This is a genomic window from Ruoffia tabacinasalis (genome assembly GCF_042652985.1).
GTDB lineage: Bacteria > Bacillota > Bacilli > Lactobacillales > Aerococcaceae > Ruoffia > Ruoffia tabacinasalis.
Genome location: NZ_JBHSHQ010000039.1, coordinates 18,200 through 40,504, shown reverse-complemented (window position 1 = coordinate 40,504; position 22,305 = coordinate 18,200). Strand labels below are relative to the sequence as shown.

The window sequence follows — 22,305 nt, the reverse complement described above, 5'->3', positions numbered from 1 at the left end:
TGCTTAGATTACCAAACACCTTTGGAAGTATTTTTACACGAACTCTTATTAATTGAGTAAATAAAAAATTGTCGCAATAATTATTGCAATTCAACTATTAGAAAAATAAAAACCGATCTGCTACTTAGTTCAAAAAACTAGGTAGCGGATCGGTTTTAAATTATCCATTCATATTTAGTTCGTTTATTTTCATCTCTACAGGTGTGACAAATAATGTATTTTGACCTTCATAAATCACATAACCTGGTTTAGCACCATTAGGCTTACGTAAGTGCTTCACTTGGACTGTATCGACAGGGACATTGGCAGAATTTTGCGATTTAGAGTAGTAAGCGGCTATTTCAGCCGCCTCTGTCATCGTTTGATCACTAGGCTTGTCAGATTCGACAATCACATGCGCTCCTGGAATATCTTTAGTATGTAACCACCAGTGGTTTTTACTTGCTTTGCGCATACTTAATTCATCGTTTTGTTGGTTATTACGACCAACATATATCATCACACCATCACTTGATTGATAGCGACGGGGCTTAGATTTAGATTTTGCTCGTTTTTTAACGGACTTATTCCGTTTACCGCCGTAACCCTCTCGAATTAACTCAGCTTTAATATCTTCAATGTCTTCAATTTCTGCTTGTTCAAGTTGAACAAGGACTGAATCCAAATATTCAATTTCTTGCTGTGCTAATTTTTCTTGTTTTTCAATAAAACGTAATGAGTCACGGTATTTGGTATAGCGTTTGAAATAAGTTTGACTATTCTCTGACGGTGTCTTTCTAGGATTTAATTCAATGGTATAAGGTTCATTGTTATCGTAATAATTAGCTACAACGGTAGAAGATTGACCTTTTTCGATTTGATACGAAAAGGCATTGATTAATTCACCTTTTAGACGATAAGTATCCGCATCTTGAGCGACTTGTCGGTCTTTTTCTAAGTTCTCTAATTTATGATAATTTTTTTCAATGATTTGTTTAATTCGTTGAATCAAATCACCAGATAATTGCTTAACTCGATCTAAACGAACTTTTTGATTATAGAAGACATCCAGTGATCTACTTAATGATTCATAATAATCTCGTTCACCTTTAAGATAGGGCAGATCCATTGCGTAAAATTTCATTTGATTGTCAGTTCTAAATATGACGGGTTGGCCTGTCTTTAACTCGTGTAAATATTTTTCAAGGGCTTGATACGCTGTCAACTGGTCATCATTTATCCACGCGGTAATTTGTTTACTAGCGAGACCAGACATCCCTTGAATCACTTTAGATGCTTTACCTGTTGCGAGTAATTCTTGGTTTTCAGTCGCGAACTCGTTTAATTGAGCTTCACTCAATTGTAAGATGTTTTCTTGGTTTTCATTCTTAGGTGGTAAGATATATTCAGCACCTGGTTGTAAACTTCTAAAACTATTCATACTTGGCGGAATATGTTTAATGCAATCAATGATTTTATTCGTAACTGGATTAACCAATATAATATTACTGTGACGACCCATTAATTCAAAGATAAGTAAATAACTTTGTAGATCACCCAGTTCATCGCGACCACTTAATTCAAATGTGATGATTCGGTCATTTTCATATTGACGAATATCCAATACCGTTGCATTTTCCAGATGTTTTCGTAATAACATACAAAACATAGGTGCTTGTTGTGGGTTATTCGATTTCTCATCAGTCAAGTGTAAGCGATAGTAGGTTGGATGAATCGAAGCATCCATTCGGTAATTGGTACGATTTGATCGGATAACGAATTGTAATTCTTGTTCAAACGGTTGATAAATTTTATGTATGCGTCCATTTTTTAGTTTGGAAGTTAGCTCTTCTGTAATTTTGTGTGTATAAAAGCCATCAAATGACATCAACCAAACCCCCTTTAATAACATGATTTTACCAGACTATTATTGTACATTAAATAAGCTTAAATTACTAATTATCAAAACGTAGCCGATTATTAAAGAAAGATTAAAAAAAGAATAGAAATGGTTGACATATATTTGACGAGGTTGTATCATTGTATTAACAAATACGAAAGGGGCCAATGAATATGACGAACCAAGTTAACAACAAAATTAATTTAATCTGGCAAAGCTGGCGTAGATAGGTTGTAGACTTGGAATCCGTTCCATGGATACAGCCCAGTTTGAATTTAACTGAAACTGTATCTATGTGGCTCTTAATCCAGTTTACCACATAGAGTTTGTAGTCTTACAATCTATGTGGTCTTTTTTTATGCTTTATTAAGCTGACACACAGATTGTATGTGTCGGCTGTTTTTTATATAAAAGGAGAATAAAAATGAAAAAATTACAAAAACTTATCTTAGCAATGGTTGCACTGGCATTAGTCGTTGTATCAAGTACAACAACAAAAGAGGCTTTCGCTCAAGAAGATTCATTAGATGTAGCGGTTGTTCAATTAGTTACGCATAGTTCACTCGATGATATCCGACAAGGTGTCTATGATGGGCTAGCGGAACACGGATATACTGAAGGTGAAAACTTAACGATTAATTACCAAAACGCTGAAGGAGATTTAAACATCCTCTCAACGATCGCTCAAAGTGTAGTGGCGGAAGAGCCTGATATGATTTTCGCCATTACGACTCCGGTAGCACAAGCGTTTCAAAATGTGACATCAGATATTCCAATTATTATGACCGGGGTCACTGATCCTGTTTCAGCAGGAATTGTTGATGATTTAGAAAATCCAGGCGAAAACATTACTGGTGCAAGTGATGCAGTACCATATGAAGATCAATTTGAATTATTATTACAATTACAACCAGATGTGCAAAAAGTAGGTATGATCTATACAACAAGTGAAGACAATTCATTGGCAGAAACTGAACAAGCAGCAGCAGTTGCAGAAGAAATGGGCTTAGAAGTTCAAATTGAAGGAATTGCTTCTACAATGGACATGCAATTAGTGGCTCAAACTTTAGCTAGCGAAGTCGATGCAATCTATGTTGGTTCAGATAATACGATTGCAAGTGCTTTTGAAACTTTATTAGATGCAACAGATGCAGCTGGAATTCCAGTCTTTACAACGGTTGACGTGATGGTAGGGCAAGGGGCATTATCAGCTGTAGCAATTAACCAGAAAGATATCGGATTATTAGCAACAGATGTTGCCAAAGAAATCATCGATGGTGCAAATCCAGGTGAGACACCCGTGCGATTTTTAGATGAATTACAACCTGTGATTAACTTTGAAACAGCTGATCGTTTAGGTATTGAAGTACCAGAAGAGCTTGCTTCTGAAGTGATGGATATTAAGGACCGTTTAGGTGAGGAGTAGTTGTTAGTATGAGTATTTATTTTAGTGCAGTTTACCAAGGAATATTATGGGGAATTATGGGATTGGGACTATACATTAGTTTCAGAATCCTACGATTCGCCGATTTAACCAGCGAGGCATCATTCACTTTAGGTGCTGCTTCGGCAGTTACATTAATTACAATGGGTGTTAACCCAATTGTCGCCACTTTTGCTTCTATTATTACTGGAATGTTAGCTGGTCTAGTAACAGGAATATTAACAACGTATTTTGATATTCCTGCTTTACTTGCTAGTATTATTTCCCTAACTGGGTTTTATTCGATCAACTTACGTGTCATGGGGAGTCCGAACTTAAGCTTACGTGGTTTTGATACAATCTATAGTTACTTAAGTGAAGCGATTGAAAGTGTTCAATATCAAAGAGCTATTGTTGGCTTAATTGTTGTTTTACTTGTTATCCTTTTTATGACTTATTTATTTAAGACAGATTTAGGACAAGCGATTATTGCAACCGGTGATAATGAAATTATGGCGGCTTCATTCGGAATTAAAACAAATACAATGAAACGTCTAGCATTAATGTTTGCCAATGGATTTATTGCACTAAGTGGTGCTTTAGTTGCACAAGATAATGGGTTCTCAGATGTTCAGATGGGGACAGGAACCGTAGTTGTTGCTATGTCTTCAATTGTTATCGGAGAAGTTATCTTTAGAAAACAAATGAAATTATCTGGGCGTTTTATTTCAATCGTTGTTGGATCAGTGATTTATCGATTAATAATTGTCTTTGTTCTTCAATTAGGCTTTAATCCAAACGACTTTAGATTAATCTCAGCCTTGGTGTTAGCTATATTCTTAGCATTACCAGCTATTTCTAAGAAGATGGGCTTAAATAAAGCTAAACTAGGAAAATTATAGGAAGGAGAGTGTAATGATGACAGAAAATTATTTAGAATTAAACCATGTATCCAAAGTTTTTCAACGAAGAACAGGAGATATTGTCAAAGGGTTAGAAGATATTACTCTCTCAGTAAAACAAGGTGAGATTATTGCGATCATAGGAACGAATGGGGCAGGGAAATCCACGTTATTTAATGCTCTTACAGGGCATATCGAACCCGATGAAGGAAGCATTTTATTAAATAATACGGATATTACAAAAATCCCTCAAATCAAGCGTGCCAGTATTGTTGCAAGAGTTTTCCAAAACCCAAGTATGGGAACAGCTCCTCGTATGTCAGTATTCGAGAATCTAATGTTAGCAAGTAAACGTGGTAAAAAACGTGGTTTGTCTCTATCTTTAAATGCTGATAATAAGGCAGAAATGGCAGAGTATATTTCTCAGTTTAATTTAGATTTAGAAAAACGCTTAGATTTACCCATAGAATATCTATCTGGAGGACAGAGACAAATCATCTCTTTAGTTATGGCGACGATTCAAAAACCCCAACTGTTATTATTAGATGAGCATACATCAGCGTTAGACCCTCGTACTGCTAAACAAGTTATGGAAATGACACACAAAATGGTAACAGAAAACAATTTAACTACTTTAATGATTACGCATCATATGCAAGATGCAATTAAATATGGTGACCGTATCGTTGTTCTCCATCAAGGAAAAATTGCGAATGTTTACAGTAAAGAAGAAATTGCTAACTTAGAAATTGGACATTTGCACGAACTTATGGAAAAATTAGTAGAGATGGAAGCAAATGCTTCTTAAAAAAACTTGATATAGAAAGTGATGATAATATGCACCTGAATTCTGATGATGAAGTTATCTTGCTTGGTTGTTCGAACGGACTAGACTTAGATGAACAAGTAAGATTAAAGATAACATCATTATATGATTGTTTGGTTAATGAATTTGATCTAAAAGTTCATATTAGCCCTACTATATATATTGATCCCATTAATAATGAAACACATGACGCTACTTACCGAAAAGAAGAATTGTACAATGCCTTGATAGATCCTAATATCAAAGCCATTTTCGACTTATCAGGGGGAGACTTGGCGTTAGAAGTTTTAAACCAATTTACTGAAGATGATTGGCGAGCGATTGAAACTATTTCTGATAAGTTTTATTTAGGTTATAGTGACAATACAGTGATTATTAATGCTTTATTATTAAAGACAAACGTCAAAGCTGTAAACTTTTTAGCAACGAATATCATTAAAGATAATACAGGCGTTGCAAAAGATAGTTTTAAACGTGTGCTATTTAATAATGAACGGATTGATAGAGGGAGTACAACACCAAACAAAATTGATGAAAGTGCGCTTATTATCGGTGGAAATATCCGATGCTATTTAAAATTAGCTGGGACACCATATTTTAATATTGCAAATGCAGAAGGCTTACTTCTTGAAGGTCAGTTAGGAGATATTAATAAAATGCGTAGTTACTTTTCACAGCTTGATTTATTAAATATTTTGGATAAAATGAAATTTGTGGTTATTGGTCATTTCAGTGAAATAAAAGAAAAAGGCCAAGAAGACGATTTATACAAATTAATCCAAACTTATCAGAATAAATATAATTTCAAATTATACTTTACGGATTATGTCGGTCATCATGAGGCCGTTTATCCATTCAGAATGAATTAGTTTAAATATTATCATTTTTAAGTAAAACAACTATATATTGTGTCGCATTTAATAAAGCGATCAACATGTAGTTGTTTTTTATTTGGAAATACAGTATGATGAGTATATTAGTTCAAAGAAAGAAGGTCATATCCATGTCAAAAATTACTGTTTATTCAAAACCAAATTGTATGCAATGTAACTTTACAAAAAAATATTTAGATGATAAAGGTGTCGATTATTCTACTCTAGATGTGTTTGCTGATGAGGAAGCACTGAATCATATTAAATCATTAGGCTTTCAATCACTCCCTGTAGTTGAAATCGATGGGGAAGAGCCTTTTAACGGTTTCCGTCCAGATTTATTAGCAAAATTAGCTTAATAATTTAATAATTTAAAAAATTCCACTCTTTAAAGTTAGTCAATAACTTAAGGAGTGGAATTTTTATTATTAGTGCAAGTTTTAATTGTTTAAACAATCGATTTTGCATAGCTAGAAGGGCTTAAACCAAATTCCTTACTAAATGCCCGAGAGAAGTATTGAATCGAACCATAGCCTAGATAATCAGCTATTTGTGATAAGGTCATTTGAGTTTCTTGAATCATTTGTTTGCTTCTGTTTAATCGAATTGTATTTATATAATTTTTTGGTGTCGTATTTGCGTATTTATTAAATAATGATTGAATGGTTGATCTTGATAATGAGAAATGTTCAACTAAATCACTCACTTGGTTTTGGTCTTCAACATGCGCATCCAAGAAATCTACCATCGCTTGGAATAATTCACTTTCATAGTTTTCGCGCATCGATGTGGTTGGTTTTTCGGTATGATTCGCTTCACCTTGAACAATTTTAAGTAGAATTAATTTTAAGTTTAATAACACTTCATCATCCGTATATCTACCATTGGTTGTAATGTTTGATAATTCAATGATTCGTTCAATTAAAGCTGTGTTTTGAGAACCTAAGTGTATGATTTGATTCGTTGCTGTAGGAGTTAGCCCCTTTGCGTCAAATATAATTGATAAATAAGACGTTACTCCATCTTTAGTAATACTTTGTTTTCTAACTTGTCCTGGTTGATAGATAAAGCAATCATTCTTTTTAGCAATATACTCCGCATCATCAATGTGATGAATTAACTCACCTTGATCAACAATAATAAGTTCATAATAATCTCCTGGAATAGATAAGCTTTCGAAAGGCGCCATCTTAATTTGATAGAACAAAGTATGTAGTTTTTCAATCATTAGTTTTGGTTCGTATTTTCGAATCGCAATTTTTTTAGCTGTAGGGACTGTCTTAGGAGAATCCTTCCCAAGCGGTTCCATAAAAATACTACATTCTTCTGTGATAGCGAGTGTGTTAAAATAGACACCTGGGACTAAATCAATACTATTAGTTAAGATAAATTCCTGATAACTTGCTTCATCTTCAGGTGTAGTAGTTAACACAATTAAGGCAAGTCCTATATCAGAAGTTAACCGCACTGATTGATTAAAACGGAAAAATAAATCAGAATCACTCTTTTGAATTTGCATCCGTCTATTTGTCTTTTTAGATTTTGAAATGGAAGACTCATCCATAATTGTGTAAAACTCAGAATGGTTATTTGACGTTGTTTTCAAGTACATTTTTTCACCTCTACCCATTTTAGTTATTAGTTCAGATAACATTATACCTTAAAATTTAATTCTTTACTAATGATTATCTTAATTAGTGATTTCTTTTTACCGATTTCATCAAACTAAATCGAATTTTTTGTGTATTTTAATGGAAAAGTATTGCACTTAGTTCTTAAGTGGCGTAACATATCCGCTGAATGTAAATTTAGAAAGGAAAGAGATGCAATGTCTAATGTAAGAATGGCTCTAATTGACGATCATTTTCTCCATGGGCAAGTAGCCGAACTCTGGTGTAGTGAAGTCGAGAGTAATCTTATTATTGTCGTAAATGACAAACTTTCAGAAAATAAAATGCAACAAGGTCTATTAGATATGTCGGTGCCGGATGGGATTACATGTCGTTATTATAGTATGAGTAAGGCCATTAAAATGCTAAATAAATTAGATTCAGAAAAACATCCGATACTAATCTTTGAAACAATTGCAGATTTGAAAATTATTATGAATCTTGGTTTTTCAATCCCATTAGTAACTTTATCGAGTGTGGCTCCAACAGGTGGAGGAAAAACAATTGCACCTGGAGTCTCATTGAATAGTAAACAAATTAATTGGTTGGCATCAATCTCAGAGCAAGGGACTAAAGTAGAAGTGCGTCAAACACCAGATGAAGAAAGTGTTTTATTATAAACCATTTTTTATTTATAAACCCTCAACAAATATTTTTGTTGGGGGTTTTTGACTACATCAAACATTAAATGCTTTAAGATTAAAATTTACTGATAAAAGAGTAAACTAGTCTAATAATTATGATATAATAGCTACTGTATATTTAACCTAATAGAACGGAGGGCTTACTTGAATAATAAATCACTCTTACGTCGATTATTAAAGCAGTTAGGGAATCGAAATAATAAAATGGGTATCAGCTTATCAGCCATCGTTATTATTTTAGTTTTATTCTTTGCACCTGATTTATTAAATTTTGATTCATCCAATACAGTCATTGATAATCAAGACGCGGAAGTTATTTCAAGTGAATTTAACGGAGAGAATTTTGAAGTATTACCGACATTGAAAAAGATTCCAGTGGATCTTGTTTCTGTAAATGACGGAGACACCATGCGAATTGATTTGAATGGATATGAAATTCCCGTTAGATACTTAATCATCGATACACCAGAAATGAATTATGATAGTGGTGATCCTGCACCATTTGCTCAGGAAGCTAAAGAAATGAATGAAACTTATCTAAAGGAAGCGGATCAAGTATATATCGAACTGGATGTCGGTCCACCTACAGATAATTACAATCGGATATTAGCCTATGTGTATAGTGATGATGTGTTAATGAATGAAGCCTTATTGGAAGAAGGATTAGCTCGAGTGAGATATGTCAATCCGCCTAATAATTCTTATGAGACGCTTTTAAGAGAGGCTGAGGATCGGGCTCAAAATGAATCATTAAATATTTGGAATTAAATAGCAAACAAATTGGAGTTGAGTAAATGAATAAAATTAACAAGATATTAATAGCCAACCGCGGTGAAATTGCCATTCGAATTATCCGTGCGTGTAAAGAATTAGGAATTGAAACGGTAGCGATTTATTCTAAAGAAGATATCGGGTCGCTGCATAGACAAAAAGCAGACCAATCGTATTTGGTAGGCGAGACGTTAAGTCCGACGGGGGCTTATTTAGATATTGAAGGTATTATTGCTTTAGCTAAAGAGAAAAACATTGATGCGATTCATCCGGGCTATGGCTTCTTAAGTGAGAACTATGAGTTTGCGAAACGTTGTCAGGAAGAAGGTATTATCTTTATCGGTCCTGAACTTCGACATTTAGAAATGTTCGGGAATAAAACGCGTGCGCGTGAAACGGCTATTGCTGCAGGACTGCCAATCATTCCAGGTACTGTGACAGATGATAATTCATTAGAAGATATTAAAGCCTTCGCGAGTGAACATGGTTATCCGATTATGCTAAAAGCTGTCAGCGGTGGTGGCGGTAAAGGGATGCGTATTGTGGCGTCTGAAGATGAGATTGAAAGTGCCTATGACCGTGCGAAATCCGAAGCAAAAAATTCTTTTGGTGATGACCGCATGTATGCTGAAAGGTACATTAATGAACCAAAACATATTGAAGTACAGATTTTAGGAGATACACATGGCAACGTCGTGCATTTATATGAACGAGACTGCTCGATTCAACGTCGTCATCAAAAAGTTGTTGAAGTAGCACCTTCATTTAATTTAAGCTCGGAAATGCGTGAAAAATTAACAGATGCTTCGCTTCAATTAATGAATCATATCGAATATATTAATGCCGGTACAGTGGAATTCCTAGTCTCAGGAAATGAATTCTACTTCATCGAAGTAAATCCACGTGTTCAAGTGGAGCATACCATTACAGAATTAGTAACTGGTTTAGATATTGTTCGTACGCAAATTTTAATTGCGGATGGTGAAGCATTATTTGATCAAGCCATCGGTTTCCCAAGCCAAGAAGATATTCACTTAAATGGTTTCGCTATTCAAGCGCGCGTAACGACAGAAGATCCTTTAAATAATTTTGCACCAGATTCTGGTAAGATCATCGGTTACCGTTCTCCTGGTGGGATTGGTGTTCGTTTAGATGCTGGTGACGCTTATAGTGGGGCGAATATTAGCCCTTACTATGATTCATTACTTGTTAAAATCTCAACGTATTCAATTCACAAAGATGGCGCCATTGCTAACTTAAGACGCTCTTTAGAAGAGATGAGTATCGTGGGTCTCAAAACAAATATTCGTTTCATTGAAAACATTATTAAACACCCACAATTTGTCTCTGGTGAATATGATGTGTCATTCATTGATACGCATAAGGAATTATTCGATTTTATACCTCCAAGAAACCGCGGGAATAAACTATTGAAGTATATTGCGAATGTCACTGTCAATGGCTTCCCAGGGATTGAAAAAACTGAAAAACCTCACTTTGAATTGAGACAAGTGCCAAAAATTAAAGGTCACCGTACAAATATTCACCGTGAATCATTCAGTACACCAGGGGATGTTTGGACAAAGCCACACGACGAGAAAGCTTTGTCATTTAAACAGATTTTAGATCAACAAGGACCTGAAGCTGTATCTAAAGCTATTCTTGGAACTAAGAATACTTTACTAACAGATACAACACTTCGTGATGCACATCAATCTGTTTTAACGACACGCTTAAGAACGACAGATATGCGTGAAATTGCGCCATTTATGAATGAAACAATGCGTGACTACTTCTCATTAGAGATGTGGGGAGGAGCAACGTTTGATGTCGCTTATAACTTCTTGAAAGAAAGTCCATGGCAAAGATTGCGTGACTTACGTCAATTAATTCCGGATATTCCTTTCCAAATGTTATTGCGTGCTTCAAATGCGGTAGGTTATAAGAACTATCCAGATAATTTAGTGAAACAGTTTATTAAAACAAGTGCTCAAGAGGGCATCGATGTCTTTAGGATTTTTGATTCACTAAACTGGTTAGAAGCGTTAAAATTCCCAATTGAAACAGCGTTAGGGACTGGAAAAATCGTCGAAGGAACAATCTGTTATACAGGGGATATTTTGAACCCACAACGATCAAGCCTATATACATTAGATTATTACGTAAATATGGCAAAAGAATTGGAAGCACTTGGTGTTCATACAATTGCGATTAAAGATATGTCTGGTGTCTTAAAGCCTGAGGCAGCTTACCAACTTATCTCTGCATTGAAACAAGAGGTATCACTACCGATTCATTTACACACACATGATACGACAAGTACTGGTGTAGCTATTTACTCAAGAGCGATTGATGCTGGGGTGGATATTGTGGATACTGCTAATGCAGCTCTATCGGGTCAAAATTCACAGCCAGATGCGAATGCCTTGTACTATACACGTCTAGGCCTTGACCGTAATATTAACGTGGACGTTGAAGCGAATGATATCATGCAAAATTATTGGAAAGAAACACGTAAGTATTACACGCCGTTTGAAAGTGATTTAACAACTGCTTGGACAAAAGTCTATGATTATGAAATGCCAGGTGGTCAATATAGTAATTTACGTATGCAAGCACAATCCTTAGGGCTAGGCGATCGTTATGACGCTGTCTTAGATATGTATCACCGTGTGAACTTCTTATTCGGAGATATTGTAAAAGTGACACCATCATCTAAAGTTGTAGGAGATATGGCTTTATTCATGGTTCAAAATGATTTAGACGAATCATCTGTTATTGCGCAAGGCGAGGCGTTAGACTTCCCACAATCTGTTATTTCTTTCTTAAAAGGAGAGATTGGCCAACCTGCGGGTGGTATGAATAAAGAATTACAAAAAGTAGTTCTAAAAAATGAAACAGCGATTTCCGATCGACCAGGGAATCACTTAGCACCTTTCGACTTCAAAGAAGCCGAAGAAGAATTGAATGAAAAGCTTTATAAAGATGTGGATATGAACTCAATGTTGAGTCTAGGAATGTATCCTAAAGTATTTAGAGAATATTTAAACTTTATTGAAGATTTTGGTCAAGTTGATATAATTGATACACCAACCTTCTTATACGGTATGAAGTTAAATGAACGTATTGTCGTTGATATCGAACCTGGTAAAACACTCTTAGTAGAATTAACAAGTATTGGACCGCTTAAAGAAAATGGCACACGTATTGTTTATTTCAATCTAAATGGAATGCCTGAACAAGTAGAAATTATTGATAATAATGTTGATTTATCATCAGTAGCTCGTCCAAAGGCAGATCGTTCAAATCTGAATCATGTCGGAGCACAAATGCCTGGTTCTGTATTTAAGGTAAATGTTAAAGAAGGCGATCATGTAAGACAAAATGATGTATTAATTATTACTGAAGCAATGAAAATGGAAAATGCGATTCAAGCACCTAAAGCTGGGGTAATAAAAAGCATCTATGTGAAAGAACAAGATCAAATTACAGCAGGAGATTTACTGATAGAATTCGAATAAGGATGCGTGAATGTTGAAAAAAAGATTAAATAACATAAAATTAATAAGTTTATTTCTCGGTATAACATTTCTCCTTTTAGGCTGCCAATCGGCTAGCCAAGAGGGGGAATCGGTTGCTGAGTCCGAAGAAGTTGGCAGTGAAGAAGTGGTTGACACTTCTGAAGAGAATGGATCTAGTAGTGATTATGAAGTGGTTGATTCTGTAACAATTCGCTCTATTGGAGATGTATTAGTTCATGATACGGTTTATTATGATGCGGATACTGGGGATGGTTATAGTTTTGATCATATGTTTGATGGGGTTAGACCGTATTTAGAGAATGCGGATATTACAACTGCGAATCTAGAGATGATCACAGCGGGAAGTGTCTTTGGACCTTCAACATACCCAGCTTTTAATTCACCTGAAGAGATTATTGATGCACTTCAAAACGCTGGGGTTGATATTGTTAATAATGCAACGAACCATTCACTTGATTTAGGTGCAGACGGGGCATATGCTTCAATTAACGCCTTACAAGAGCGTGATATGATGTATGTAGGTAGTTATGAGTCATGGGAAGATTACAATACGTCTCGCATCATCGAAGTAGGAGATATGTCCGTTGGTTTTCTGTCTTATGCTAATGATGCGAATGGAAACTATCTCCCAGAAGATCAAGAATATTTATTATCACTCATTGATTTGGATTTAATTCCACTTGAAGTTGAGCAACTGAATACGGAAGTGGATGTGTCAGTTGTCATGTTCCATATGGGAAATGAGTATGATTACTTACCTAATACGTGGCAATTAGAAGTTATGCAAACAGCGCGTGATGCTGGAGCAAACTTTATTCTAGGCGGACACCCGCATGTCTTACAACCATTTATTAATTATAATGAGAGCCAAGCAGGAATGTTCTCACACGGGAACTTTTTAACTGGACAGTATGAAATTGACACAAAAGTCGGAGGTATTACCGAATATACATTTAATAAACTTGGTAATGGTGAAGTTGTCTTAGATTCAATGCGATTCATGCCGACCTTTAATTTCGGTATGCCAGAGACTCCGGTATACTCTGTAGTTCCTTTAGCAGATGCTGATGAATATGGCTTAGCTCAAGCCAGTGAGTTGTATGCTGAATTAGAACAAAGAATGCGATATTATACTAATAAAGTAGAAGTAGTTGAATACTTAGACTAATAGAGATAGTTTAAACAGTTAGTGAAAGCAAATCGATTTCATTAACTGTTTTTTTGTTGTCTAAAATAGCAATTTGAAAAGTTGTTAATTAAGTCAATAAATAAAATAATGGAAATGACACTTTTTTACGTATTTATATATGGAGGTGTTATTTATGAAAAAAATAATCATATCAATGATGTTATTAAATTTATTACTTAATTCTTTTGGTTCAATATTCGCACAGGAAGCGCCGGATCCTTATATTGTTACTCAGGATATTAATTATGAATCGATTTCACTAGAAGATTGTTTAAACATATTACAAAATCCAACGGATGAAAGTCTTGAAGCCGAATCAATAAATGGAACAATTGAAGAAGTTGAAGCGGAATTACAGTTAGTTCAAGCACAATATAACGAGCTTAATAATTATATTGCTTTGTTAGAAAGCGGGGAAGTAGATTCCCTAGATTGGGCAAATTCACAACTACTCATCGTTATCGAAGAGGTATATGCACTTCAATCTGAATTGGACCCTGAGTTTATATATTTAAGTGAAGAAGAACAATTAAATCTTGTCGCAAGTCATGAATCAGTCTTGGAATGGCAAGCCTATATCCAAGAAATTCAAGTTGCATTAAACCAATTAATTGCCGATCGTAATGTCGTAGAACAAAACTATTCCAATTTGAATTTTACACTAAATGAATTACACGCTAGTAAAGAAAACACGAGTCAATCAAAAGCCACCTACAATGAGTGTCAATTATATCCGTATTCATCTGAATATTTATCAAATGACCAGATATTACTGAATAGCCAAACGTCTTTAAATGATTATCTCGTTCAAATTGATACATATTTAGAAAAGATAGTTGCTAAAGCTTATCGTAAAGTTGCTTTTGAAGATATTTATCGACTATATAGTGAGCAATTAGATCAACAAGCTTTAGAAAATGCTTTAGCGGATAAACCAAATATCGTTTTAGATAATCTAGCCTATGAAACATATAGTTATGCTAAAGAGTTAAGTTTAATTGATATAGAAACATTAGCTCAATATGCACAAAGAGCATTTATAAAAAATAATAACAAAGATGAATTTATACAGAGTTATCAAAAAGTCATCAACTTAAAAGAGAATCAATGGAATTATATTTATAGCATTAACACAGAGGCTTTTGAGTTAATAAAGAGCGAACTTGTCAATTATCTAAACTCGAATATGCATACGAATGAAGAAGCCGTAAATTTAGTACGTAGTATCCACCAAAGATATCAAGTGAAACTAGTATTTTTTGACGATAGCTCACAACAGTGGGTTACAAACTCGATGAGTTCGTCTGGCTATTATGATGAATATGTTCAAAAAGATATTTCATCACATACGTTAGAAGAAGCCTTAAGTGGAGAGTCAACTTCAGAAATAGATTCAGAAAGTAATGATGAATTAACATTAGATGAAACCTTAGACGAAGTCCCTGATAACTTGGTAGTACCGAATGATCATCTAGAATCTTTAAAAGACCAGCTTTCAAACGTTCGAAGTAATACAAATATAAAAGATCTTCCTAAACCAAGTGCATCAAATTCGATGAATAATAAAAATAAAGAGAACAAAGGTGAAAAAACAAATAAAGGTAATATCGAATTACCTTCGACTGGTGAAAGAAAACCGATGACAATTATCGCAATAATCATCTTAATTATTGGCTTAATTTTATTATTTACGACCCTTCGTATAAAGCGTAAAAAAAGAGAAACACTTCAAGATATTGAATTAGATTGAGCAATAAAATTGGTTTAAAGGCCAGATTTAAGGTACTATTTACTTATGAAAGAGAGGTTATTAATATGACAGCAGAAGAAAATGTATTTTTAGAAATCGTACAAGACTTTACGGAGCTTTCTCCGACTGAAGCAGATGAATTACTTTCTAATGAAGAAGGTACAATCGTATTTATCGGACGTCCTACATGTCCATATTGCCGTAAATTTGCACCTAAACTTCATAAAGTAAGTACAGAACATAAAGTTCAAGTGAATTTTGTAAATTCAGAACATCCTGATTATACAGATGAATTAAAAGACTTTCGTGAAAAATATGGTGTACCGACTGTTCCAGGTATTCTATATGCTGATGGAAACGATGTAAAAGTCCGTTGTGATAGTTCTATGACCGAAGAAGAAATCGCATCGTTCGTAGAAGCATCATAGAAACGGATTTAATATCATATATTCGGAGTATTAATTAGAATTTAGGTTGACAAACAATTCTCATTCTTTTAATATTATTCTAAATTAAATAGTCGTCGAAGATTTAAGAGAGTAAGTTTACGTGAACTAAAAGCGATGTAGCAACCGGTGAAAGGCTACAAAGATTCACTTTGCTGAACCGCACTTAATAGACATATTAGTGAACTCATAGTAGCTAATATCGCATATGCGTTATAAGTAAGTGAATTGATTATGTCAATTAAACAGAGTGGTACCACGGATATTTCGTCTCTATTTTTAATGTTATGCATTAGAAATAGAGACTTTTTTTGTTTATTTGTATACACACTTACAGTCTTTATATTAGTTTGATCATTATTATAAAATTAAGAGGAGAGATACTTATGGATATTATTCAAGAATATTACCCGCTATTTTTAAATGGAGCTTGGTACACAATACAATTAGCATTTGTTACAGTCGTTTTATCATTACCTTTCGGAGCTGCTTTAGCTTTAATGCGTATTTCATCAAACAAAATACTTAGTACGATCGCGCGTGTTTATGTAGAAATTATTCGTGGGACACCGTTACTTGTTCAAGTTTATTTAGTTTATTTTGGACTTCCAATGTTCAATATTTATTTGGATGATTTCATCTCTGCAGTATTAGCTGTAACTATTAACTCTACTGCTTATATGGGAGAAATCATGCGTAGTGGTATTCAATCAATCGATACAGGTCAAACAGAAGCAGCAAGAGCACTTGGTTTACCTAAATGGGTAGCTTTTAGAAAAGTACTTTTACCACAAGCGATTAAAAACATCTTACCAGCGATTGGTAATGAGTTTGCTGTATTAATTAAAGAAACGTCTATCGTGTCAGTTTTAGGAATCAAAGACTTAATGTTTGCTTCGGATACTGTAAGAGGGGCAACTTATACAACTTTCGCTCCGTTATTATTTGCGGCATTATTGTATTTCATTATGACATTCACAATATCACAACTAATGAATCTACTTGAGAACCGCTTTGCTAAAGCGGATAATTAATCTATTAATATTTGTAATAAATCTAGTCGTTTTGGTAATGAAAACATGTTACAATTGAAATATACATTACTAAAATCTGAGGAGTGTTCATTTTGGAGAGAAAATTAATGCGCAAACGTAAAGGGGAATGGATTACTGTTTCGCTTTCATTAGCAGCGCTTGTTGCAATTGGTGGATCACAATCAATCGTAGCAGCACAAGAAATTTCATCAACATATGTTGTTCAATCTGGCGATACTTTATATTCAATTGCCAGCCGTCATGGCCTTTCATTGGGGCAACTTAAAGAAATTAATGGTTTAAATAACGATATTATACTTCCAGATCAAAGTTTATTAGTGAGTCAAAGTGCACAAAATGAAGAAATTTCTACTCCTTCAAATGAGACACAAAATTCTAACAACACTGAAGTTGAAACAAATACACCACCAGTTGTGTCTAATAACACAAATACAGCAACGGCAACAGGATCAACTTATACAGTAAAATCAGGTGATTCATTATATGCCATCGCTGTTAAACATGGTGTGTCAGTACAAAACCTTAAAAATTGGAACAGCTTAACTAGCAATTATATTTATTCTGGTGACGTACTGAATGTTTCTAAAGCAGGAACACCCGCACCAAAGCCAACATCAACTGAAAATGATAATAACAATTCAACTGGAAACACTTCAACGACAAATGTTCACGTCGTTAAAGCTGGGGAATCAGTTAATTTAATTGCTCAAAAATATGGTGTGACAGTAACTCAAATTAAATCTTGGAATAAATTATCATCAAACTTAATCCATCCAGGAGATCGTTTAGTTGTTTCTACGTCTGCTAATAATAACGGAAACAGTAACTCAGAGAATTCAAATAGTGACTCTGAAAACACTAATAATAACTCAGGAAACACAGAATCAGCGAAAACATATACAGTTAAATCAGGCGATTACTTATACTCAATCGCGAGTCGTTTCGGTGTAACTGTTCAGAACTTAAAAGACTGGAACAAGTTATCTAACAACTATATTTACTCTGGCGATGTTTTAAACGTTGCAAAACCAGGTTCAAACACATCGACACCTGCACCTAAACCAGATGATAATAACAATAACAGCAATGAAAATTCTGGAACTAAAAAAGTTCACGTTGTAAAAGCGGGAGAATGGGTAAGTAAGATTGCAGCTCAGTATGGAATTACTGACCAACAATTAAAATCATGGAATAACTTATCATCTAACTTAATCCACCCAGGCGATCGTTTAGTTGTTTCAAATCCTAATAATACTGGTGGTTCAAACACTGGTAATGATAGTGACAACGAAAGCAATAAACCAGAGACGACACCTGCTAAAACTCATACGGTTAAATCAGGTGACTACTTATACTCAATCGCGAGTCGTTATGGAATTTCAGTTCAAAACTTAAAAGACTGGAATAAATTAACAAGTAATTACATTTATTCAGGTGATGTGTTAGTTGTTTCTAAACCAAATTCAACAACTCCAGCTCCAAAACCAGATGATAAAGAAGAAGAAAAAGAAGAAAATAACAATACAAATAAACCTTCTAAAGTTCATGTGGTTAAATCTGGAGAGTGGGTAAGTAAAATTGCTAATCAATACGGCATTACTGAAGCTCAATTAAGAGAGTGGAATAACCTTTCATCAAACTTAATTCACCCAGGCGACCGTCTAGTTGTTTCTAAACCATCTAGTTCTGGAAATAATTCAGGGAACAATGGCAACAACGACAATAACAATGACAAACCATCAACATCAGCAAAAACTTATACGGTTAAATCAGGCGATTACTTATACAAAATCGCATCAGCACATGGTATCACTGTTCAAAATCTAAAAGATTGGAACAAATTAACAAGCAATTACTTATATTCAGGAGACGTATTAATTGTTTCAAAACCAACAGGTTCAAATAATGGTGGAAACAATAATAACAACTCGGGATCTAGCAACCAATCAATTCCAGATTTATCTGGCGTAACTCCAGTATCAGTAAACTACGATGTGAAGTTAAATGGTACAACACAAGCATTAAGAAACACTTTATCTTATGCAGGTCGTACTCACGATGTAGTTGATTATTTTGGTCAACGATTTACAGTTAAACGTGAATTTGTTAAAGGCGGAACGAAATATATTGAATTATTAAATTCAAATGGAAGTATCGTAGGATATGTGCCTAAATCTGCTTCTGTAGAAGTGCCACAAGGTAAGAATGTTGTATACCTAGATGCAGGTCACGGTGGAACTGAAACAGGTTCAGCTGCGAATAATCGAAAAGAGAAAGATTTAAACTTAAACATCACTTCTCAATTATCAACACTTTTACGTAACCAAGGATATATTGTTTATGAATCAAGAACTTATGATGAAACAATTCCTTTACATGAACGTCATTTAGAACCAAATAGCATTATGCCAGATGCCTATATTAGTGTGCATCATAATGCAATGCCGATTCCAAATACGGCTCACGGTATCGTAACCTTATATCATGATCAATCTATCGATGAAAAAGGCTATGAGACAGTCGATCACCATATTGGAACAGACATTATTCCAGAAGGTAAACGTTTAGCAAACGCTATCCAAAATAGCTTAGTTGCGATTACTGGAGCGAATGATATGGGAACTCGTGCGCAAAACTTACATGTTACACGTAAGACAGACGTTCCGGCTACATTAGTAGAGTTAGGTTTCCAAGATCATGATGCAGAATTTAGAAAATTAATTAACCCTTCATATCAGAAGAAATTAATTAATGGGCTTGTTAACGGAATCAATGCATACTTCGGTTTAACTCGCTAATTAACACATTTTAAATAAAAAATTTAAACGGGCTTCTTGCCCGTTTTTTAATTCAGGTGATTAAATGAATAACCAAGAATGGGACAACTTATTAAACATAGAAACGACTAATGAACGTGACTGGCAGGCAGCAATCTATGATTACCATCGCTTAGAATCGACGGATTATGACGTATTGAGTCTATTATTTGATAATCTAACTGTATCAAAAGATGATGTTTTCGTTGATATGGGCTGTGGAACAGGGAGAGCTTTGTTCTATGTTCATTATCGATTTGGTATTACTGTTAAAGGAATAGAACTTCATCCAATGACGTTTGATGAATTAGAGAATAACAAAAAACAATTTCAAAAGCGCTTCAAAGTACCTAATAATGATATTTATATTAAACATACTTATGCTGACGGTTATCTTGTTGAATCGAGTGATTCAATTTTCTATTTTTTCAATCCGTTTGCGTTTAAAATTTTTAAAAATGTAATAAATAATATCATGTACTCTGTGAACTTGGTTCGTCGTCCAGTAAAACTCATCTTGTACTATCCAGAACGGGTAGTAATCAAATATTTAGAAGAAGAAACACCTTTTGAACTTATAGACAAAATAAAAATCCCCGGAACCTATGATTCCCGAGATTTTTTACATATATTTAGTTTGTAGAAGAGCTTTCTTAAGTATTAGACTGAATTGTTTTTGCCATCCATACGATGTCATGCCATTCATCAAATTTATAGCCGAATTTAGGCATTTGACCCACTACTGTATAATCATTTTTTTGTAAGAAACGGTAACCAGCAATATTACTTGCAGTTAAATTCGAATAAAGTTGAACAATTCCAATTTGTTTTAATTTCTGTTCTAAGTTCTCATATAATTGCTGGCCTAAACCAGTGCCATAGTAGGAGGGATTGATGTATAAATTGATAATACAAGTGTATTTATAAGCTTGACGCTTTTCTTGAAAGTGATTAGCAAAAGCATACCCAATTATCTCATGATCTATTTCAGCTACTACAAAAGCCAATTGCTCAATAAATTTTTGCATAACTTTTTTGTAATTTTCAATGGTAGGCACTTGGATGGCCATTGTAACAGTTGTATTCTCGATATATGGTTGGTAGATTTGTAAAATTTGACTTGCATCCTCTAATGTTGCATTTCTAAATGTTATTTTTGACAATGGTACACCTCTATATTTATATAATGCTTTAAGTTTAACAAATTGAGTAAATTAATGTAAGGTATAGAATAATATTAAGGAGGAGAAAATGATAAAAATACAAAATGATTGGCAACCTATTATCGAAGAAGCTACTAACACAGAATCTTATCAATCTTTAAAACGATTTTTAATCGATGAGTATGAAGAACATATCGTTTATCCGCCAATAGAAGAGATTTGGACTGCCTTTGAGTGGACACCGTACAAAGATGTTAAAGTCGTCATCATCGGCCAGGACCCTTATCACGGTCCAAATCAAGCACATGGATTAAGTTTTTCAGTTAAAGAAACAGTTAAAATTCCGCCTTCATTAAGAAATATCTATAAAGAATTGGAAAATGATTTAAAATATCCTCCAGTAAATCATGGTTATTTAAAAAAATGGGCAAAACAGGGTGTCTTAATGTTAAATACAGTTTTGACAGTGAGAGCACACAAACCTAATTCCCATAAAAATAAAGGCTGGGAAAAGGTTACTAATCATGCTATTGAAGCATTAAATGATTTAGATCATGCGGTTGTTTTTCTGCTTTGGGGAAGACATGCGCAACAAAAGAAAGATTTAATCAATACTAACAAACATTTCATTATAGAGTCGTCACACCCGAGTCCATTTTCGGCAAGACATTCTTTCTTTGGATCCAAACCATTCTCCAAAGTTAATGCTCTCTTAGAGGCTGATGGACAAACGCCAATTGACTGGAAATTAGATAATATTTAAGGCTATTTATTTGACCTTATACCATATGTATCATATGATAACGCTATCAAGACAATCTAGGAGGTACTCTATGAATCAGACAGTATTTACTAATTATTGGGTTAATCGCAGACAAAATATCCGCAAAGAACATGGTAGTTACCAAACCGAAGAAGAAGCAGTCAAAGGTATTGAGACCTGGTGGGAAATCCAAAAAGATAAATATTCAAATGTAACTAAAACAAGAACCAACTCAGGGGCATTAGAAATTAATTATGGTGATGAGAATTACTTCTACCGTGTAGAAGAAAGAGATATTACCGAAAAACTCCCAACTCGTTCTTATAAATTGAAATCCAAAGGTGAGATTGAGTCACTTAGAAAGCAATTAAATCTTACAGAGGAACAATTTTTATTTGATGAATTACCAGAGCCTTACCGTGATCGATTAATCGTTGCAATGTCTAACAGTATTACACCTCGTGAATTTTTATATAGTGAGAACGGCGCACCATCCGTTAAAATTAATGAATTAAAAAATTTACGTAAATTAGCATAAATTACCAAAATACTTCTTTTTAGAAGTATTTTTTATTAAGTTTTAAAGATAAAGAG

The 22,305-nt window shown here is 34.2% G+C and carries 19 protein-coding genes and 1 other annotated feature; of the genes, 16 read left to right on the top strand and 3 right to left on the bottom strand.

The window, feature by feature from the left end; translation table 11 throughout:
* Positions 1-160: 160 nt before the first annotated feature.
* A complete protein-coding gene (locus ACFO5Y_RS06785) occupies positions 161-1,867 on the bottom strand; it encodes an Rqc2 family fibronectin-binding protein (protein ID WP_197104993.1) in 1,707 nt (568 codons plus the stop codon).
* Between the two features lie 436 nt (positions 1,868-2,303).
* Between ACFO5Y_RS06785 and ACFO5Y_RS06780 the strand changes: the two genes are divergently transcribed.
* The 5 genes from ACFO5Y_RS06780 (at position 2,304) to nrdH (ending at position 6,261) form a co-directional block, all read left to right on the top strand.
* On the top strand, positions 2,304-3,305 hold the full coding sequence (locus ACFO5Y_RS06780) for an ABC transporter substrate-binding protein (protein WP_197104992.1): 1,002 nt from the start codon (positions 2,304-2,306) through the stop codon (positions 3,303-3,305).
* A gap of 8 nt (positions 3,306-3,313) precedes the next feature.
* Positions 3,314-4,204 carry an ABC transporter permease gene (locus ACFO5Y_RS06775; RefSeq protein WP_138403463.1) on the top strand — a complete coding sequence of 297 codons (891 nt, stop codon included), beginning with the start codon at positions 3,314-3,316 and terminating at the stop codon, positions 4,202-4,204.
* A gap of 16 nt (positions 4,205-4,220) precedes the next feature.
* On the top strand, positions 4,221-5,012 hold the full coding sequence (locus ACFO5Y_RS06770) for an ABC transporter ATP-binding protein (protein WP_197104991.1): 792 nt from the start codon (positions 4,221-4,223) through the stop codon (positions 5,010-5,012).
* 29 nt (positions 5,013-5,041) lie between these two features.
* Entirely contained in the window at positions 5,042-5,899 is an 858-nt protein-coding gene (locus tag ACFO5Y_RS06765; protein WP_197104990.1) for an LD-carboxypeptidase, read from the top strand.
* Positions 5,900-6,033: 134 nt separating this feature from the next.
* The gene (nrdH, locus tag ACFO5Y_RS06760) at positions 6,034-6,261 is read left to right on the top strand and encodes a glutaredoxin-like protein NrdH (protein WP_138403460.1); all 228 of its coding nucleotides are present in this window, start codon (positions 6,034-6,036) and stop codon (positions 6,259-6,261) included.
* Positions 6,262-6,350: 89 nt separating this feature from the next.
* Here nrdH and ACFO5Y_RS06755 read toward each other — a convergent pair whose 3' ends face one another.
* Complete coding sequence (locus tag ACFO5Y_RS06755; RefSeq protein ID WP_197104989.1) at positions 6,351-7,514, bottom strand: helix-turn-helix domain-containing protein; 1,164 nt, start codon at positions 7,512-7,514, stop codon at positions 6,351-6,353.
* Positions 7,515-7,730: 216 nt separating this feature from the next.
* Here ACFO5Y_RS06755 and ACFO5Y_RS06750 point away from each other — a divergent pair, with 216 nt between their 5' ends.
* The 9 genes from ACFO5Y_RS06750 to ACFO5Y_RS06710 all read left to right on the top strand — a co-directional run bounded on the left by ACFO5Y_RS06750 (position 7,731) and on the right by ACFO5Y_RS06710 (position 20,428).
* Positions 7,731-8,192: a PTS sugar transporter subunit IIB gene (locus tag ACFO5Y_RS06750; RefSeq protein WP_197104988.1), complete on the top strand. Its 462-nt coding sequence runs from the start codon at positions 7,731-7,733 to the stop codon at positions 8,190-8,192.
* A 168-nt stretch (positions 8,193-8,360) separates the two neighbouring features.
* Positions 8,361-8,984: a thermonuclease family protein gene (locus tag ACFO5Y_RS06745; RefSeq protein ID WP_197104987.1), complete on the top strand. Its 624-nt coding sequence runs from the start codon at positions 8,361-8,363 to the stop codon at positions 8,982-8,984.
* Positions 8,985-9,010: 26 nt separating this feature from the next.
* Positions 9,011-12,508 carry a pyruvate carboxylase gene (locus tag ACFO5Y_RS06740; protein ID WP_197104986.1) on the top strand — a complete coding sequence of 1,166 codons (3,498 nt, stop codon included), beginning with the start codon at positions 9,011-9,013 and terminating at the stop codon, positions 12,506-12,508.
* A 13-nt stretch (positions 12,509-12,521) separates the two neighbouring features.
* Complete coding sequence (locus ACFO5Y_RS06735; RefSeq protein WP_231606931.1) at positions 12,522-13,697, top strand: CapA family protein; 1,176 nt, start codon at positions 12,522-12,524, stop codon at positions 13,695-13,697.
* Positions 13,698-13,851: 154 nt separating this feature from the next.
* Positions 13,852-15,468, top strand: coding sequence for an LPXTG cell wall anchor domain-containing protein (locus ACFO5Y_RS06730; protein ID WP_197104984.1), 1,617 nt, complete (start codon positions 13,852-13,854; stop codon positions 15,466-15,468).
* 65 nt (positions 15,469-15,533) lie between these two features.
* Entirely contained in the window at positions 15,534-15,896 is a 363-nt protein-coding gene (locus ACFO5Y_RS06725; RefSeq protein ID WP_138403453.1) for a DUF6568 family protein, read from the top strand.
* A gap of 89 nt (positions 15,897-15,985) precedes the next feature.
* Positions 15,986-16,192 (top strand) — a binding site (T-box leader).
* A gap of 108 nt (positions 16,193-16,300) precedes the next feature.
* Entirely contained in the window at positions 16,301-16,948 is a 648-nt protein-coding gene (locus ACFO5Y_RS06720; RefSeq protein WP_138403452.1) for an amino acid ABC transporter permease, read from the top strand.
* Between the two features lie 92 nt (positions 16,949-17,040).
* Positions 17,041-19,767 carry a LysM peptidoglycan-binding domain-containing protein gene (locus ACFO5Y_RS06715; protein WP_209494358.1) on the top strand — a complete coding sequence of 909 codons (2,727 nt, stop codon included), beginning with the start codon at positions 17,041-17,043 and terminating at the stop codon, positions 19,765-19,767.
* Positions 19,768-19,831: 64 nt separating this feature from the next.
* Positions 19,832-20,428, top strand: coding sequence for a class I SAM-dependent methyltransferase (locus ACFO5Y_RS06710; protein WP_197104982.1), 597 nt, complete (start codon positions 19,832-19,834; stop codon positions 20,426-20,428).
* A gap of 10 nt (positions 20,429-20,438) precedes the next feature.
* Here ACFO5Y_RS06710 and ACFO5Y_RS06705 read toward each other — a convergent pair whose 3' ends face one another.
* Complete coding sequence (locus ACFO5Y_RS06705) at positions 20,439-20,948, bottom strand: GNAT family N-acetyltransferase (protein WP_197104981.1); 510 nt, start codon at positions 20,946-20,948, stop codon at positions 20,439-20,441.
* An 88-nt stretch (positions 20,949-21,036) separates the two neighbouring features.
* Between ACFO5Y_RS06705 and ACFO5Y_RS06700 the strand changes: the two genes are divergently transcribed.
* Both ACFO5Y_RS06700 and ACFO5Y_RS06695 read left to right on the top strand, forming a co-directional pair.
* Positions 21,037-21,711: a uracil-DNA glycosylase gene (locus tag ACFO5Y_RS06700; RefSeq protein WP_197104980.1), complete on the top strand. Its 675-nt coding sequence runs from the start codon at positions 21,037-21,039 to the stop codon at positions 21,709-21,711.
* A 70-nt stretch (positions 21,712-21,781) separates the two neighbouring features.
* Positions 21,782-22,249, top strand: a complete 468-nt coding sequence (locus ACFO5Y_RS06695) for a hypothetical protein (RefSeq protein WP_197104979.1) — start codon at positions 21,782-21,784, stop codon at positions 22,247-22,249.
* Positions 22,250-22,305 lie beyond the last annotated feature (56 nt).